Below are 15,470 nucleotides of genomic sequence, written 5' to 3'. Positions count from 1 at the left end.
TTGACGCACATAAACCAATGGTCTGTTTAATCAAATATTGTCAAGGTTTTCAGGTAGGTTTTGTGCCTCTTTTAACTTTGCTTCAAGATCATGCAACTTTTGTTCAAAATCTGCCTGATCATCGTCGCTCCATTTTGCGGTATTGAGGTCTGCATCTTTGCCGTTAATTTCAATTTCCTGCGCGTAAGCCGATGCAACCATATTATAACGGCTCAGATCGGTAACCGGGTATACTATGGAATTCCAGGGTACTTCCGGTGTTTCGCCTTTACTAAAGTCGCTGATGGATACCGTTACCGTCAGCGTATCATTGTAATTTAATGTTTTAACGCCGCCAAAAAAGCTTGTGGAACTGGTCACTATATTACGTTTCGAGACAGAACGTATAATGCTTGTCAAAGTGAAATGATCCAGAGTGTATTTAGATGTATTTTTAAACTCGAAGTAAGCTGTTGGTTCTCCGCCATGCTGTTCGATCTTAATAAACCGGCCCTGTATAATACCGAGTTGCTTTTTTAAAGCTTCATAGGGGGCTTTACGCTGCTTGCTTTCAGTCTGAAGGTCGGCAATTTGTTTCTGAACGAAAGCGATCTCACGTTTTTTTGCAGATTTAAGCGAATCCTCCGCCATACTGATGATCGTGCTATACCGCTTGCCATCCAGTTGTTTTCTGAGCTCATCGTTTATTGTTAGCTGTCTACCCGAAGCAGGGGCGTCCATTCTTTGTCCTAATATAGAAAATGCAAGCACTTTTATAGCCGAATTTAACTTAGCTGTATCTTTGTCGCTGTGGCCTTTTTTAAGTTCCTGGTACGATTTTTTAAACGTTGCGTCAGAGCTGCCGTCAATACTTGGTCCGCAGCTCGAAAAGCAAAGCACGTATCCAAGCAGAAGAAAAGCTATTAAGATTAGTTTAGGGTGGTTGTTTGTCATAGCTAAAACAGATTTCTAAATAAAACCTGTTTCAGCAATTTTTGTTTAATTAAACTAAAGATTAAAAAGCCAGTTTGAGCAATCAGGTTGGTTTTTTTGTTTCATTATAATTTTTTAGTTTAAAGATTCTAGCAATGAGAAAGCTCTGTTTGAAAAATTGTGATGCGGTATGAACAATCATACAAAAAGGCTAATGGTGGTGTTTTTAAAAACCATAAAACAACCCGGCTAACTCTGTTTGAAGGATTTGTAGGGAAAAGGGCACAAATCACTCGATTCTAAATGAGCTAAAAAAATGAAGAACCTGAAAATTTTCAGGTTCTTCATTTAGTGGTTGCGCCTGAAGTATCCTGTTGAGGAGCCACCAGTCTTTGTCAACCGATAAGTTGGGTAGCTTAGACAATTTTAACGAGTAACTTACTTTACAGGAATAGTAAACTCTACATTATCTGGCGGCAGGCATTTTTCGTCGTTACACGTCATGTATTCTAGCGTACCGCTCACTTTTGTCTGGCCCTTCTTAAGTTTTAATTTTTGCTGAAAAATGACGCTTTTTTCAAAAAAGCTCACGGTCATTCCGAAAACGTCTTCGAAGCGGTTTATGGGCTTGGGCTCTGTAACCGAACCGACTAAAATATAATCGGCCGAAAGGTTGAATTTGAAACTGGTTTTAACCGGCCCTCCTGGAGCTACCTGCTGTGAGTAAACGTGCCAGCCTTCATCAATATCAGCTTTAAGAAAAACTACGGCCTCGTTGACACCGGTTTTCTTTGCAGCATAACTCCAGTGTACGGGTTGTAAAATTTGCGCCTTTATTGGGTTTACGGTTAAAACGAAGACCGTCGCCAGTAAATATTTATATATTTTTTTCATGATTTACTTTAAAATATCTGCCAATTTTTTAGTTAACTCTTTACCCTGCAGATTACGGGCAATTACCTTTCCGGACGGATTGATCAATATGTTTTGCGGAATGTAACGTATGTTGAATTTTTTGGCGACCGCGTTATCCCAAAAATTCAGGTCTGAAACATGCGTCCATTGCAAATTATCATCCCGGATGGCTTTTAACCAACTTGCTCTGCTTTTATCCAGCGAAACACTTAGCACCGTAAAGCCCTTATACTTAAAAGTTTCGAACGATTTCACCAGGCTTGGGTTTTCTGCCCGGCAAGGTTCGCACCAACTGGCCCAAAAATCAATCAGTACATATTTTCCTTTGAAAGACGATAGTCGAACCAGTTTGCCGGAGGTATCCGCCTGCGCAAAATCAGTTATCGAATGACCGATAATAGTGGCTTTGGCAATCCTGATTTTCTCTGCAAGATCCTCGCCGGCTCTTGAATGACGCACCTGTGGTGTTAGCCTTTTGAATAAAGGTTCTATGTCGTCTGGATCCAGATCGGAGCCCGCTACCTGATTCAGGGCGTACAAAGCCACCGGCGATGCCGGGTGTTCTTTGACAAATTTCCGATAGGTGCCGTTTTTTAGCTCTTTTGCTAATTCCCGCATTTTGCTTACCACCAAATTTAGCCCCATCGTATCATTAGCGCTTTGATAAGCTCTGGCTTCCTGGTTTAGCTGGCTGGATTTAGCGGCATAAACCTTCAGCGCTTTGCGGATAGGTACGAAATCATGGTCGGATTTAGAACCGGTAATTGTAACGTCTTTCAAGGTGTCTGTTGATGATAGCCTCATTTGACCGGGTTCCAGAAAAAGGCCGACGATATTACGCTTCCTGATGGTGGTGTCTGCCGGTTGAAAGCTCAACCATGCAAATGCAGGAGCGGCCAGCGTGCCGGAAAGTTTAAATTTGCCGGCAATCACATTAGCGCTGTCTACATAGCTGACTGCGTTTTTTTCGTAGTATATAAAAACTTTACCGGAAGCATGGGGCGCAAGAAAACCGGCTAATGTAAAACCAGCCGTTTTCTGTCGCTGGGCAAACGCTGTCAGTGTTAATAAAGTAAATAGGCCGATAACCGTTAAACTATTTTTCATCTTCACGATTTTTGTTTCATAAAGTCAGCCGGCGCGTCCAGCAGCAGATCTATCATCATTTTTAGATGTGTTTCATTCTCGGCATGTATACTGAAATCGCTGAAAATAATGCGCCCATTCTGATCTAGCAGAAAATTTGTCGGAGCAGATCCCTGGTTGTCCAAATTGCCTTTATCCCTTCCCTTAAGTTCGGCAAGAGGAGTGAAGCTGAAACCGCTGGAATTATGAAAAGGGATAACATATTCATCCTGCTCAGGCACAATATTAATTCCAACATACGCTAATGGCCTGCTTTTATATTGTTTAACCACATTCTCAAAAAACGGCATTTCAGCCCGGCATGGTCCGCAGCCGGGGAACCAATAGGTCAGCAATAAAACCTTACCTTTGTAATCAGCAAGCGAAGCCTTGCCTTCACCAATATATTTTTTTAAGGAGAAGGGCGTGGCTGCTTTGGCATCAGCATTCAGCTCTGCATAAATATCTGTTTTAACGGCGGCGTCATTTTTCCCAGATTTTGCACCATAAGCATATAAAGCGGCAGACAACTCAGGGGATGGATCCTTTACAAATACCCGCATCAACATGTCGTAAGCTGCAAAGTGATTGCCCGTTTGATCGGTTGCTTCTGCTTTTAAAAGCAATAAGCGTTCTTTACTGTATGCTGAATAACGCGCTAATTTTATCTTGTTTAAAATAGCCAAAGCTTCGGCAGGCTGATTTTGATCCATCAACTTTTTCCCCTGGATAAATGATTCCGCCTGCGTTAATAAGTCACTCCATTCTGCACTGTTTACAAGCTTCATTTCCATAGCCAGTTCCCTGGCCTTTTCAGGATTTGCAGCAAGTAATACATCGAAATAAGAAGACATGTAGGCTTCGGTTTTTTCCTTCGGGAAGTCGTCGTGAAGCATCTGGTAACACTTAATCCTTAGTTGGGTGGTTCCTGAGCATGCGGCAAGATAACCCAGGGCGCGAATAGCGTATTCAGAATCTGGAAAGTCCCGGGCTATTTTAAAACTGAGATCAGCGAATTTTTGTTGATCCAGGCCCATAAAAGAAGTTGCATAGCGATACTGATACTCCGGGTTAGACGGATCTGCAGCTATCGCCTTCCGCAGGTATTCCCATCCCTCTTCGAAATTTCCCCAACGCAGATCGTCCACCCAGAGACCATACCAGGCGGGCGCGAATTTCGGGTTTATCTCAACGGCTTTTAAAAGATAAGGCCTGGCTTTGGGGCTTTCTTTATCGATATACGCTTTAGCTAAGGCATATGGTATTATGGCCGATTGTGGAAACTCTTTCATCAACACATTGTACCGGGTAATAATTTCAGGGTTGTCCGGCCCTATGGCTTCTATATATGCCTGGTGCCGGTTCAAACTATCGGGCGCTGCCTCTACCGCCTTTTTTAATTTTTCAAGCGCCGCCGGATCAGTTGTTCTGGCGGCAAGCTTAGCTGCCCTTTTTAAATAGGCAGGGAAGTAATATCCAGAAGGGAATCGAACCGACCATGCCCGTATCTGAGACGCCAATTCCTTTTCGTGTCCCGGTTTAACTTCCAGAAAGGTGTCATAATAAGCTTGAATGGCATTCATGTCATTAGGATTCGCTTCGACCGCCAATTTAAGTTTGGACAGTTTAGCAGCGCCTGAGATTTCTGGCGTTTTTTTATGAGGCACCTGTGCCAATACCTGCGCGGTTTGCACGATAATCAACGCTGCTAAGCAAACAGCACTATATATTTTCGCTTTTATTCGCATGTTACGATCTGATTAAATGTTAGTAGCTATTTTGCTCGATTTGACCCTGGCTGGCGGTAATCTCAACGCCGTTAATAGGTACCGCGTAACGCAGGCTTTTCGCAGGCAGCGTGTAAGTTTGAATAGTATTCAGATCAACTGTACCTACGCCCATTTTATAAAAAGTATGTGTAACGGTTACATCATCACCCGGCGTTTCATTTACACTAAACCGCCTTATATCAGCCCAGCGAAAGCTAAAAGGCAGTTCGCGGCGGCGCTCCTGTAAAATTTGTGTGAGTGCATCTGTAGCGCTATTGGCTGTAAGGGCAACGTAAGTTTTCAGTCTCTTGGTGCGTAAAATATTGGCTGCAGCTAAAGAATTGGTTATATCACCTTTACGAGCCAGGGCCTCAGCCTTATTCAACAATACTTCAGCAATGGTTGGACCTGATGGCAGGTAGCTTCCGTCATTAAAATAATCATATCTGTATTGCGCCGGAGTGATAACATTAGCTCTGCGTCCGCCATTTTGGATCATTAACAGCATAAAACGTAAATCGTTACTCTGATCATACATAGCCAGCAGGTTAGTACTTGGAATATCCCATTGCGAGCTGGCGTAAGTAAAACGCGTATAGTAAAATTCACTCCAGGCAAAAAATTTAGTCGGTGAATAATCATTCAGCGCCGAATATTTTAAAGTTGCCGCCGGGTTGCTGTAGCTAGCCGGGTTGCCCGCAGGTATCGTGTTAAAATCGACCAGTTTAGCTGTTTGTGATGTTAGGGCGCTGTTAGCATACTGAACTGATTTATCATAATCGCCAGTAAATAAATAATATCGGCTTAAAAAAGCATCAATAGCCGGTTTGCTGATACGCCACCTCATAGTGGCTTGTACATCATTATAATTGACCAGCGACTGCGCCTGGGCGACATCAGATAAAATAAAATCGTAGGTTTCCTTTAGCGTAGCGCGCTTTAATGATTCGGAATAGTTGGTAGTCTTTTTTATGGGCAAGCCTTTTGAATTAAAATTAGCCTGCGCATAGGGTAAACAGTAATAGTTTACCAGTGTCCAGTAGCTATAAGCCCTGATGAAGTAGGCGTCGGCTTTAACGCGATTTCTGGTAACAGCATCGCCTGAAGCTTCGTCTGCATTTGCCAGAACAACGTTGGCATTAAATATTTTCCTGAACTCACCGTTCCACAAAGGGTCTGATGGGGCACCGATTACATTATCTACGTCAAAAGTGTAATAATATAGGTTTGCCAGGGTGAAAGCGCTGGGATAATTTTTATACAATTCAGGGGTGATCTCTGTGTCGTCGGTAGAGTAGGTGGCTGTGGCGTTATGGCCTTCGTAACCAAAAGCAACCCCGCCGGTTCCCGTCCCCGTAACATTGTCCAGCAAGGCTTGTAACTGATCTACTGTTTTAATGTCTGCCTGAATTTTATTAGGCTTGTCCAAATATTTTTGACATGATACCAGGCAAGTTATACCCAGTATCATTATGAGTATGTTAATTTTTTTCATTTTATTGATGTTGAAAGCCGTTAATTAAAAACCTATGTTGACGCCAAAGGTGCAGGTAGCCAGCGGGCGTTCTGTGCCCGGCAACCAATCCGGATTGTAACCTTTTTTATTAGCTGCCCATATCAGCCCCAAATCTCTTAGTTCGGCAAACAATTTTACATTGCGCAGCTTTGTGCGGTCAATCATAGACGCAGGTAAAGTGTAGTTTAACATGAGCTCTTTACACTCTATGTAAGATGAACTCTCAACCAAACCACTTAAATAAGGTACATAGCGATCCCACAGATACAGGTTGCTTTCATTAGGTTTCGGAAACGGAGGGATGTCGCTGCGGCCTGCATAGACGTCTGAAATATATCGATTGGCGATTGTTTTTCTTGAGCCTACATAGGCAAAATTGTAATTGTAGGTATCATTTCTGTAAACACCTCCAAATTTGCCGATGAATAATACCGACAAGCTTAAATTGCGGTAACCAAATGTATTGTACCAGCCAGCGGTATGAGGCGGGGTTGTTGTACCTTCGTAATTAAGAAACTGTGAACCTAAACCTGATAACAGCGCCACGCTGTTAAACGTGCTTGGCTGATGATTGGGGCCTGCAACCTGCGGTACACCAGCAATTGTACCTGCGTAGGTAAACGAATAAACAGGATTTATTGGGCGGCCTTGTACCACTGCGTTAGGAATATCAAGCATTTGCGCAGCAGTTAGAGACGGGTAATATAAATTGTTAACTACGTTTTTGTTGTAGGCATAATTTAATGATGTGTTGTAAGTGACAGGGATACCGGGTAATTTTAATTGCGTACCCAGCTCTATTTCTATACCGCGGTTAGTTATACCGGCATTATTGAATTTTTGACTGGTAGTACCGGTAGCCCCCGGCAGTGCTACAACGCCGGTAATATCTGTACCTGCTTTGTTGTAAAGATCAAGCTTGCCATAAAGTAGGCCTTTAAATAAGGTATAGTCAAAGCCCAGGTTGGTAGTAGTAGTTTTTTCCCAACGCAGTGTCGGATTGCCATTGTCCGAGATAGATGCGGTAATAGTACCCGTCACCGTACTTGGTGAAGTAGCCACTGATAATAATGTATTGGTCGACGTTGATTTTTCTACGTTGCCATTACGGCCATAGGTCAGCCTCATACTTAACCGGTCAACCCAGCTTACCTGCTGCGCAAAGTTCTCTTTCTTTATATTCCATAATCCGCCTACAGACCATAAGGGCTCCCAGCGAAGCGATGGTATTTTGGTTATAAAATTGGAAGCATCATTACGAATACTACCAGAAATGGTATACTTACGATCATAGGTATAGGCCGCGTTGCTGTAGTAAGATACGTAGCGGTCTAAGCCATAACCAAGCACTGTTGAGCCGCCAGGTAATTCTGTTTCGAAACCGTCAATACCTGTAAACTCTTCGACCGAGCTACCATAGCCGTACGGAGGCACAGTAGTTTGTAATTTGTCAGGATAATAGCCAAATAACCATGGGTTAGCTCTGGTATCAGTGCGATACTGCGAAATTTCCATACCGGCAATAGCATTAATACTATGTTTAGTGCCAAAATCTCTCACAAAGTTTAACTGGTTACGAAAGACGTAACTGGCTGTATTAGACACACTGTTTTGATCTATGCCGCCTTTAGGTAAAAATTGTCTGCCAACAGTTCGGGTCGAAGCATCATATTCTATATTCTGATCTACGAGGCTGCGGGCATAAAAAGTATCATCGCTGTAGTAGTTGTCAGTTTCGGTCTTACCGCGCTCGTACTGAAGTTTGGTATCGAAGTTTAAACCTGGTATGATGCGGATATTAAATCCGGTTTGGATTCTGGCGTTGTAATCCTGTAAACTGAAATTACGGCCGCGAACTTCACGTAACAGGTTGTAACTTAAATCTGAGTACGGAAAACTGTTTAACGGTAAGCCAGATAAAACTGCCCGGTTGTATGTATTTAAGTTTACGGCATAAGTTCCGTCGGATTTTACCAATGTTTCATAGGGTGAAAGGCTTTTCAATTCGGCAAGTGTTGCACCGCTATTGTTTTGTTTATTATACTGCAGGTATAGCCCAAAATTGAAGGTCAGAAATTTTGTGAACTTGTATTCGTTGCTAAAATTCATACCATAGCGGTTATATCCGGTACCCTGGTAACGTGTTTTGTTATCTTCAAATAATAGCGAAGCATAGGACTTTGATTTTTCGCCCACTACTGAAAAATCTACATTATACTGGCTAAGCACCGCACGGCGCAATAAAAAATCACTGATTTGCCCCTGATTGTTTATCCTGCTCAAACTATCCAGGCCCGCATTCATCGCAGCGGTGCTTAGTGTGCCATTTTTGTTAGCATAAAGTAACTCCTGGCCAAGTGTAAGCGGTTTGGATAAATCACTGGGAAACGAACCTGCTGTTTCTCTAAACACCCATCTGTTTTGAAAAGCCATCTTTTCGAGGTTTATCTGCTCAGCCGACGTCGCAACAGGTACCAACTGATTTAGATCCGTAAGTTTGGAGATGCGTGTAAAAACATTCGCGTTGACGGTAAGCCCGCTGTTGCCATTCTTTGATTTTTTTGTGGCGATGACAATGACCCCGTTGGCTGCACGCGCACCCCATATAGAAGCGGCAGCCGCGTCTTTTAAAACGGTAACCGACTCAATATCGTTGGGGTTGATCGTTGAGAAATCATTTCTGGAGACCGGGAAACCGTCCACTACAACCAATGGCGACCTGTCAGCATATATAGAACTGCTTCCCCTGATCAGAAACGATACAGAGCCATCAGCATTTTCTTTTCCTTGCATACCTGCCACCAAGCCCTGCAACGCGGTCGAAGGATTTGACACCGGCCGGTTAGCCAGTATGTTCTGGCCAACCTGGTCATATGCACCTGGCGCGCGTTCTTTTAACAAACTCTGATAACCCGAGCTAACAGAAATCTCTTTAAGCGACTCATTAGAAGCCCGTACGGTTATAATACCCATTTCAGCTTTAACAGGTAGCTGTACCGGAAGGTAACCGGTGAAAGTAATGACGACCGAGTCTTGATCATCCACATTAGTCAAAAAGAATTCTCCGGCTGTATTAGCTATAGTGGTAGAATTGCCTTTCTTAGTTCTGATAGTGGCCCCCGGCATAGGCTGGCCGCTTTCATCAACTATTTTGCCATGTACACTAATTTGGTTCCAGTAGTCAATGAGTATATCCGTAATTGACCGCTGGGCCGGCGAAATGAGTATCGTTTTTTTCTCGATCGTGTAATTGAGCGATTTTCCTTTTAATACCTTGTCCAGTACATCATTTAGCGGGGTGCTTTTAAAATCTGCATTAACACGTCCGGCATGATTAATGGTCTCTGCCGATAACAGAAAATTATAACCGGTTTGCTTTTTGATCTCCTTAAATAATTGACCAAGCGTGATATTGTCTTTTTTTAACGTAACCTGCTGGGCAAAAGTGCTGGCGCTAACCTTTAATATGGCAGCGATCAGCAGCAAACTGGTTATTTTAATGTTCATGATCAGCTGTTTTTTTATTGTTTTGTCAATCCGAAAAAAGGATTGTAATGTTTTTTGCCAATGGCATTTAAAGCCATATACAATTTGTGTATAAGTTTTATACATTTGAAGCTCTGTTTAGTGAATGAAATGTTGTTTGCGCAATAGTTCTTCAGACTACAGAAATTATAGCCAGGCGTGTTGGTAGCATTCCTGGCTTTTTCATTATAGCCTTAATTTTTCGAGGGTTAATGATCTGTCATAGGCCTTTTTTTTAAATAAGTTATTGTTTGGGTTTAATAAAAATTACATTGTTTTTTAATTCAAAATGGCTATTTCCAGTGCGTTCCAGCATGTCCATTACCTCTGATACGTTTTTAAAACGCGATATACTGCCATAAAAAACTTCATTTTTAATAGCATCGTTTTGATAAGCAACCTTTACATTGTACCAACCGGCTATTTTTTTCATAATACTGCTAAGTTTTTCGTTATCAAATAAAAACAGCCCATTTTTCCAGGCCATGATTTCGTCCAGATCGACGTTGATGACATTTAATGATTTTACTGCTGTATGATTAAGTTGAGCCTGTTGCCCGTGCACAAGCTTCGCTTGTATCTTGTTCTGGGCCGTTATTCTAACACTACCTTCTAACAGGGTTGTTTTTTCGGTCGGCTCATCTGCATAGGCCCTGATATTAAAATGAGTACCTATATCTTCCACAAGGCCTTGGGTTGTGCGTACGCTAAATGGAGCATTGGCGCGATGGGCTACCTCAAAATATGCCTCGCCATACAGCAATTGTAATTCTCTTTTTCCGCTTGGAAAGCTTTCAGGAAAACGAAGTGATGTGGAGGCATTTAGCCAAACTGTTGTTCCATCGCCTAATTTCAGGTTGTAAACCGCTCCTGACGGCGTAGTAAGTGTGTCAAAAGCAACCGACCCGCGACTTTTGTCAGCATCCGTATAACTAATTTGGCCACCTGCAGTTTGGTGAATAACTGCGTTTTGCTGTACAGCTAGCACGCCGCCCACCCGGTTTGTTAAAATTATTTTTTTTCCATTTGCTAATGTCAGCGTGGCCGCGTTACCAAGTGGTTTAATATCATGATCAACCTGCGCCTGCCATTCTTTTTCAGGAGTCGGGTTTGCGGTTAAAAAGTGTATACCGATACTTATACCCAGCAACAACACGGCTGCGATGCCTACTGGGATGTACCAATTTAAGCGCCGGGTCTTAACTGGAGTAATGGCAGCTTGCAGGTTAGCCCACATTTCGTCGCGAATAGCATCCTCATTTTCTATCGGGCTAAAAGCAGAATTTTGACCAGTAGATAACCGGTTCATGTAGGCGTTGAACGTGCTCAGTTCCTCATCGGTAGCTGTGCCATTCTCAACCTTATGTATTAAATTTTTAAATAATTCTTTGTCCATTGCAGATGTGCAGTTATTAGTAAGGCAAACTTACCGGCCTTAACACCTGCCTGTTTTTGGAAAAAAGAGTAGTATGAAGTATAACTATCTGTAAACCAGATAAAAAAATTAAAAAATCATAAATATATTGGCCAGGCGACCTAAGGGAATGCGTAATTTTTTTAAAGCGCGGGTGATATGATCATCAACTGTTTTTTCAGAAATACCCAAACGTTCGGATATCTGGCGATGGCTCAAGCGTTCATCACGGCTAAGCAAAAAAACTTCGCGACATCTTTCGGGTAGTTCCTGTATTAACTGGGCAATAAAGTTTTTCAGTTCTTTAACCTCCAGGTCGAGGTGCTCTTCGGCACGAATATCTGCAGTTAGTACATTATCTAATAATGTTTCCCGCACTTTACCCTGCCTGATCAGGTTGGCTATTTTATATTTAACTGCAGTATAGAGATAGCCCCTTAGATTGGTTTTCACTTCTACCTGCTTGCGGTTCTCCCAAAGCCACATAAACACGGCCTGGCAAACATCCATACAATCCGCACGGTGACGTAGTGCATTATTGGCAGCGGTAAAAAGAAATTTCCAATGGCGATTATAAATTTCAGTAAAAGCTGCAGCTTCATCGTCCTTTAATAAGGAAAGCAATTCCAAATCAGTAAGAGAGACAATATCAGCCACAACGTATTAATTAGTAAACGAATATACTAATTCATTGCCAATAGGTTAAATTTTTGTTAACAGAATTATTCTTATTATAATTTACGCCTTCTCAGGGATATTGCTAAAAAGCGCCGTGTTATCAGTGAAAAAACACACACAAAGCGAAAAAAAAGCTTATGATTTTTTTGAAATCCGTAAATTTTAAACATTTTTTATTTAAAAAGTTTATTAATTTCAGTTTTTCTAATTGTATAAAGTAAAAATCCGCTTATTTTCTTATGCTTACCATCAGTTCTTTAGACGCAACCGATATCGCAATTCTAAAATTACTTCAAATAGATGCGTCTCTGACCCATAAAGAAATTTCATTTCAACTTCGTAAATCTGTAGCAACGGTCCATGAACGCACCCGCCGGTTGAAAGAACAAGGATACATTAAAGCGGTAGTCGCAATCTTGGACCGAAAAAAAATTGATCGAAGTTTGATAGCGTTTAGCCAGGTGTTATTGAACGATCATTCCGCTGAGACCTTAGGTAGTTTTGAACGGGAAGTTTCAAAATATCCTGAGGTGATGGAATGTTTTCAAATGACGGGCGCATTTGATTTCATCCTCAGAATTGCCACTTCAGACATGGACGCTTATCATGACTTTTATCGGCACAAACTTGCAATTCTGCCGTATATAAAAACAGTTGAGAGTTTTTTTGTATTGTCGCAGACAAAAAGTGATACCGCATATCCTTTATAGTAATTAAAGAACCCAAGCCAGAAAGCGGATTAATAATACACATAGTATATATTATTAGACGCTGTGACGATACATATTTGAGAAATAAGCCATTTAATTGCATAAAAAAAGGAAATAACGACCCTGTGTTATTTCCTTTTGTACCTAGGGCGGGAATTTAATTGAACACATTTATGGCTTCCTGATGATTGTAGAGCGGATTTTGGAAAAATGTGAACAGAAAAAGTCTGAAAGTTATGGACAATAATTGTGCGATCTTTCTGTCAGAGTGTGTTCAAAAAATTTAGCATGGGAGATTTTTTGAACACCTAATTGCTTACTTTTTAGATGTTAATTCATCTGTTATACTTTTTACTAATTCATGGATTTTTTGTTTGTAATTTTCAGGCACCGGGTTGTGCATGAATTCTTTGAATTTGGGAATAAGGTGGTCAGCACCATTTATTTGACCAAGTGTGCCCAAAACAGAACTTGTGAAGAGTGCCCTTGTTCTTATAGAATCTGCAACATACGCATGCTGCTTCAAATTGTTTATTAATGATTTTATAGATGGAGATTCAAAGGTTATTGATTCATATTTGTGACCAAATTCATTTCGTATTTTCCTAATAATATCCAAGTCCATTTTGGTTTCTTTACTTATCAAACCTAAACTATACGACATTTTTATTCTTGATGAAAATGTACCTAAAGGACCATTAAAATCGAAAAGTTCATTTATAACTTTGCTTGTTCCAACAAGTTTTGAAGCTATTAATTTTTGTAATTCAAATTCTAAAAACGATCCTGCCATTAAAGCACAACCTCTATCCGTTTCTTTGGTTAGTTCCCGTCTGAAAGACATAACCTCTTCATATCTTTCTCCAATTATTTTTAGTTTTTCCTCGTCTGTCATTATCCTACTTGTCTTAGCCAATCTCTGGTAATACTTTCAATTCTTTCTATTTCAATTTCTGGAAGGAGTCCAGTATGCATAATAATATTTCGCGATTTTTCGAGGTCTTCAAACCTTGATGTTAGCCATTGTTGATTGGGAATTAAATCAGAGAAGTCTTCCCAATTTGCAATAATAATTTGCCCTAAATTACCAAACATTGTATATCCAATATTTGAAGTAGAACGTTGGGCGTGATATCTGTATTTTTCCTCTTCTTTTATTAAACCATCTACATTCTTCCTTATCTTCTCAGGCACACTCTTCCACCAGTCAATGCCTCTTCTTTCAGAAAGTCGAGCTGAGATCAATTCCCTTACTGCATTTTCAAGACAAAAGAATACAATATAAATAGATGCCATTCTACTCGCGCTATGAATTATTCGAGGGCTGAAATCATTTTCTTCAATTCTAGCAATAGGCTGAATATTACTGCCTTGCCTTATTGAAATTCCTTCTTTTTCAAGTGTAGATAGGCTATCTTCAGTCAGAATGCCATTAAACACGAATTGCTTCAGTTTTATAATGCTATCCATGTTTATATTATCAAATTATCCTTTAAGCTTTTAAAAATTGCGTTATATACCGAAATATCAGTGGTTGCAGGTAAATGAATTTGAATATTATAATGAAAGTCAGATTTAACCTTTCTCTTTTCTTCATCACTATTTCCACCGCCTTGCTGCTCTGGTGGTTTCTCTTGTTTTTCTTTTTCCTTTTTTGAAATAGGGCTACCATCAAATTTAGCTAATGAAGCTAATAATTTAAATGTTGCAAAATAATAATTAACCAGTTTCGCATCTTTCCCAGTAATCCTTGAAATTGCCCCTTTTATTTCATCATCGGAAGCAGCGTGAATATTTTCATCTACTGTGTACAAATCAGAATAAAGGTCCCTCATCCTTTCCCCGATAATATGTTTATGCAGAGTGCTGTCTTTTAATTTGTCGTACGCCGCAGTTGGTGTGCCATCATCAGTAATAAATCCCAGTCTTCTAAGTAATGGAATAACTGCTCTGTCATTACTGCTGGTAAAGCCAATGGTTTTTAAAAATTCATTAGTGAATTTAGATGGTCTTGCTGCGGTTTTGATTTTCTCAAAAATAGGCCCCAATTTATTATTGGAAACCATATAAGGATAAGTATCGGTCATTTGGTTAGGTGTTAACAAACAAGTTTAGGCATTTTTATTGTAAATGTTTGAAAATCAATTTAATTAATATTATGAAAACAACAAAAAGAAAAGCCAAAAGAATATCAGATCGACCAATTAAAACGAAAGCTATGAATAGAAATATCTATGCAGGTAGCGAGGAAGCATTATTAAATAAAGTTGTAGAAATAATTGTTAAGATAATTAAGAAAGAGGTTGGTTTATAGCGAGTTAAGGTGTTCAAAGGTGCAATATTTTAAGACTGCATAGGAATGCAAGGCGCTTTTATGTTATAAGTATTTGATAACTAACGAGTTGTGGAGTTCGACTAACAACAAAACAGAGAGGATGGGATTGAAAACACCTTTGTTTTATAAATAGTTGATAATTAATAAATTGAAGTATTTGTTTGAGTTGTTCGATTGAGGAGATGAGCAAAACTCATTAAAAAAAAGAAATGCAAGTTGTTGATAGTCAAACTATTACAAACTTGCATTTCTGTCTAAGTACCTAGGGCGGGAATCGAACCCGCACTCGCTTTAAGGCGAACAGGATTTTAAGTCCTGCGTGTCTACCAGTTCCACCACCTAGGCAGGTGTGTGACCTTTTAAAATAAAACCCTTTCATCAGAGAAAGGGTTTTGAGCGAAAGACGAGATTCGAACTCGCGACCCCGACCTTGGCAAGGTCGTGCTCTACCAACTGAGCTACTTTCGCGTTGGTAATTTTCCGGTTAAGCCATCAGCATCTACTGCCTTTGCGTTTGCGGAGTGCAAATATAGACAGAAAAGAACGGTATGCAATAATTTTTTTAATATTT

General features: G+C 40.5%; 13 protein-coding genes and 2 tRNA genes. 2 read left to right on the top strand and 13 right to left on the bottom strand.

The genetic code is table 11. The annotated features are described in order from the left end of the window. Positions 1-30: 30 nt before the first annotated feature. The 8 genes from ACFS5N_RS04410 to ACFS5N_RS04375 form a co-directional block, all read right to left on the bottom strand. Positions 31-933, bottom strand: a complete 903-nt coding sequence (locus ACFS5N_RS04410; protein ID WP_377182635.1) for a DUF6694 family lipoprotein — start codon at positions 931-933, stop codon at positions 31-33. Between the two features lie 417 nt (positions 934-1,350). Beyond that, positions 1,351-1,806: a protein-disulfide reductase DsbD domain-containing protein gene (locus tag ACFS5N_RS04405; RefSeq protein WP_377182633.1), complete on the bottom strand. Its 456-nt coding sequence runs from the start codon at positions 1,804-1,806 to the stop codon at positions 1,351-1,353. Between the two features lie 3 nt (positions 1,807-1,809). After that, entirely contained in the window at positions 1,810-2,934 is a 1,125-nt protein-coding gene (locus ACFS5N_RS04400) for a redoxin domain-containing protein (protein ID WP_377182631.1), read from the bottom strand. 2 nt (positions 2,935-2,936) lie between these two features. Further along, on the bottom strand, positions 2,937-4,700 hold the full coding sequence (locus ACFS5N_RS04395; protein WP_377182629.1) for a redoxin family protein: 1,764 nt from the start codon (positions 4,698-4,700) through the stop codon (positions 2,937-2,939). A gap of 19 nt (positions 4,701-4,719) precedes the next feature. After that, on the bottom strand, positions 4,720-6,216 hold the full coding sequence (locus ACFS5N_RS04390; RefSeq protein WP_377182627.1) for a RagB/SusD family nutrient uptake outer membrane protein: 1,497 nt from the start codon (positions 6,214-6,216) through the stop codon (positions 4,720-4,722). A 24-nt stretch (positions 6,217-6,240) separates the two neighbouring features. Next, complete coding sequence (locus ACFS5N_RS04385; RefSeq protein WP_377182625.1) at positions 6,241-9,744, bottom strand: SusC/RagA family TonB-linked outer membrane protein; 3,504 nt, start codon at positions 9,742-9,744, stop codon at positions 6,241-6,243. 262 nt (positions 9,745-10,006) lie between these two features. Then, positions 10,007-11,158 (bottom strand): FecR family protein, encoded by a 1,152-nt coding sequence (locus ACFS5N_RS04380; RefSeq protein WP_377182623.1) that lies wholly within the window; start codon positions 11,156-11,158, stop codon positions 10,007-10,009. A gap of 108 nt (positions 11,159-11,266) precedes the next feature. Next, positions 11,267-11,833, bottom strand: coding sequence for an RNA polymerase sigma-70 factor (locus ACFS5N_RS04375; protein WP_377182621.1), 567 nt, complete (start codon positions 11,831-11,833; stop codon positions 11,267-11,269). A 260-nt stretch (positions 11,834-12,093) separates the two neighbouring features. Here ACFS5N_RS04375 and ACFS5N_RS04370 point away from each other — a divergent pair, with 260 nt between their 5' ends. After that, positions 12,094-12,564: an Lrp/AsnC family transcriptional regulator gene (locus ACFS5N_RS04370; RefSeq protein WP_377182619.1), complete on the top strand. Its 471-nt coding sequence runs from the start codon at positions 12,094-12,096 to the stop codon at positions 12,562-12,564. 316 nt (positions 12,565-12,880) lie between these two features. On the opposite strand, the gene ACFS5N_RS04365 is transcribed toward ACFS5N_RS04370, so the two are convergent. From ACFS5N_RS04365 to ACFS5N_RS04355, 3 genes are read right to left on the bottom strand one after another with little or no spacing between them, the layout of a single operon-like run. Continuing rightward, positions 12,881-13,459 (bottom strand): MltR family transcriptional regulator, encoded by a 579-nt coding sequence (locus tag ACFS5N_RS04365; protein ID WP_377182617.1) that lies wholly within the window; start codon positions 13,457-13,459, stop codon positions 12,881-12,883. After that, positions 13,459-14,034, bottom strand: a complete 576-nt coding sequence (locus ACFS5N_RS04360) for a Swt1 family HEPN domain-containing protein (protein WP_377182615.1) — start codon at positions 14,032-14,034, stop codon at positions 13,459-13,461. Before ACFS5N_RS04360 ends, ACFS5N_RS04365 begins: the two co-directional genes overlap by 1 nt. A 2-nt stretch (positions 14,035-14,036) precedes the next feature. Continuing rightward, positions 14,037-14,651 carry a DUF5343 domain-containing protein gene (locus ACFS5N_RS04355; protein WP_377182613.1) on the bottom strand — a complete coding sequence of 205 codons (615 nt, stop codon included), beginning with the start codon at positions 14,649-14,651 and terminating at the stop codon, positions 14,037-14,039. Between the two features lie 71 nt (positions 14,652-14,722). Between ACFS5N_RS04355 and ACFS5N_RS04350 the strand changes: the two genes are divergently transcribed. After that, complete coding sequence (locus tag ACFS5N_RS04350; protein WP_377182611.1) at positions 14,723-14,878, top strand: hypothetical protein; 156 nt, start codon at positions 14,723-14,725, stop codon at positions 14,876-14,878. A 280-nt stretch (positions 14,879-15,158) separates the two neighbouring features. Here ACFS5N_RS04350 and ACFS5N_RS04345 read toward each other — a convergent pair. Both ACFS5N_RS04345 and ACFS5N_RS04340 read right to left on the bottom strand, forming a co-directional pair. Next, positions 15,159-15,244: transfer RNA gene (locus tag ACFS5N_RS04345), tRNA-Leu, on the bottom strand. Between the two features lie 50 nt (positions 15,245-15,294). Then, positions 15,295-15,367: transfer RNA gene (locus tag ACFS5N_RS04340), tRNA-Gly, on the bottom strand. Positions 15,368-15,470 lie beyond the last annotated feature (103 nt).

Source organism: Mucilaginibacter ximonensis (assembly GCF_042686265.1).
In the GTDB taxonomy this organism is placed as follows: Bacteria; Bacteroidota; Bacteroidia; order Sphingobacteriales; family Sphingobacteriaceae; genus Mucilaginibacter; species Mucilaginibacter ximonensis.
This window is presented reverse-complemented; position numbering and strand designations above follow the sequence as displayed.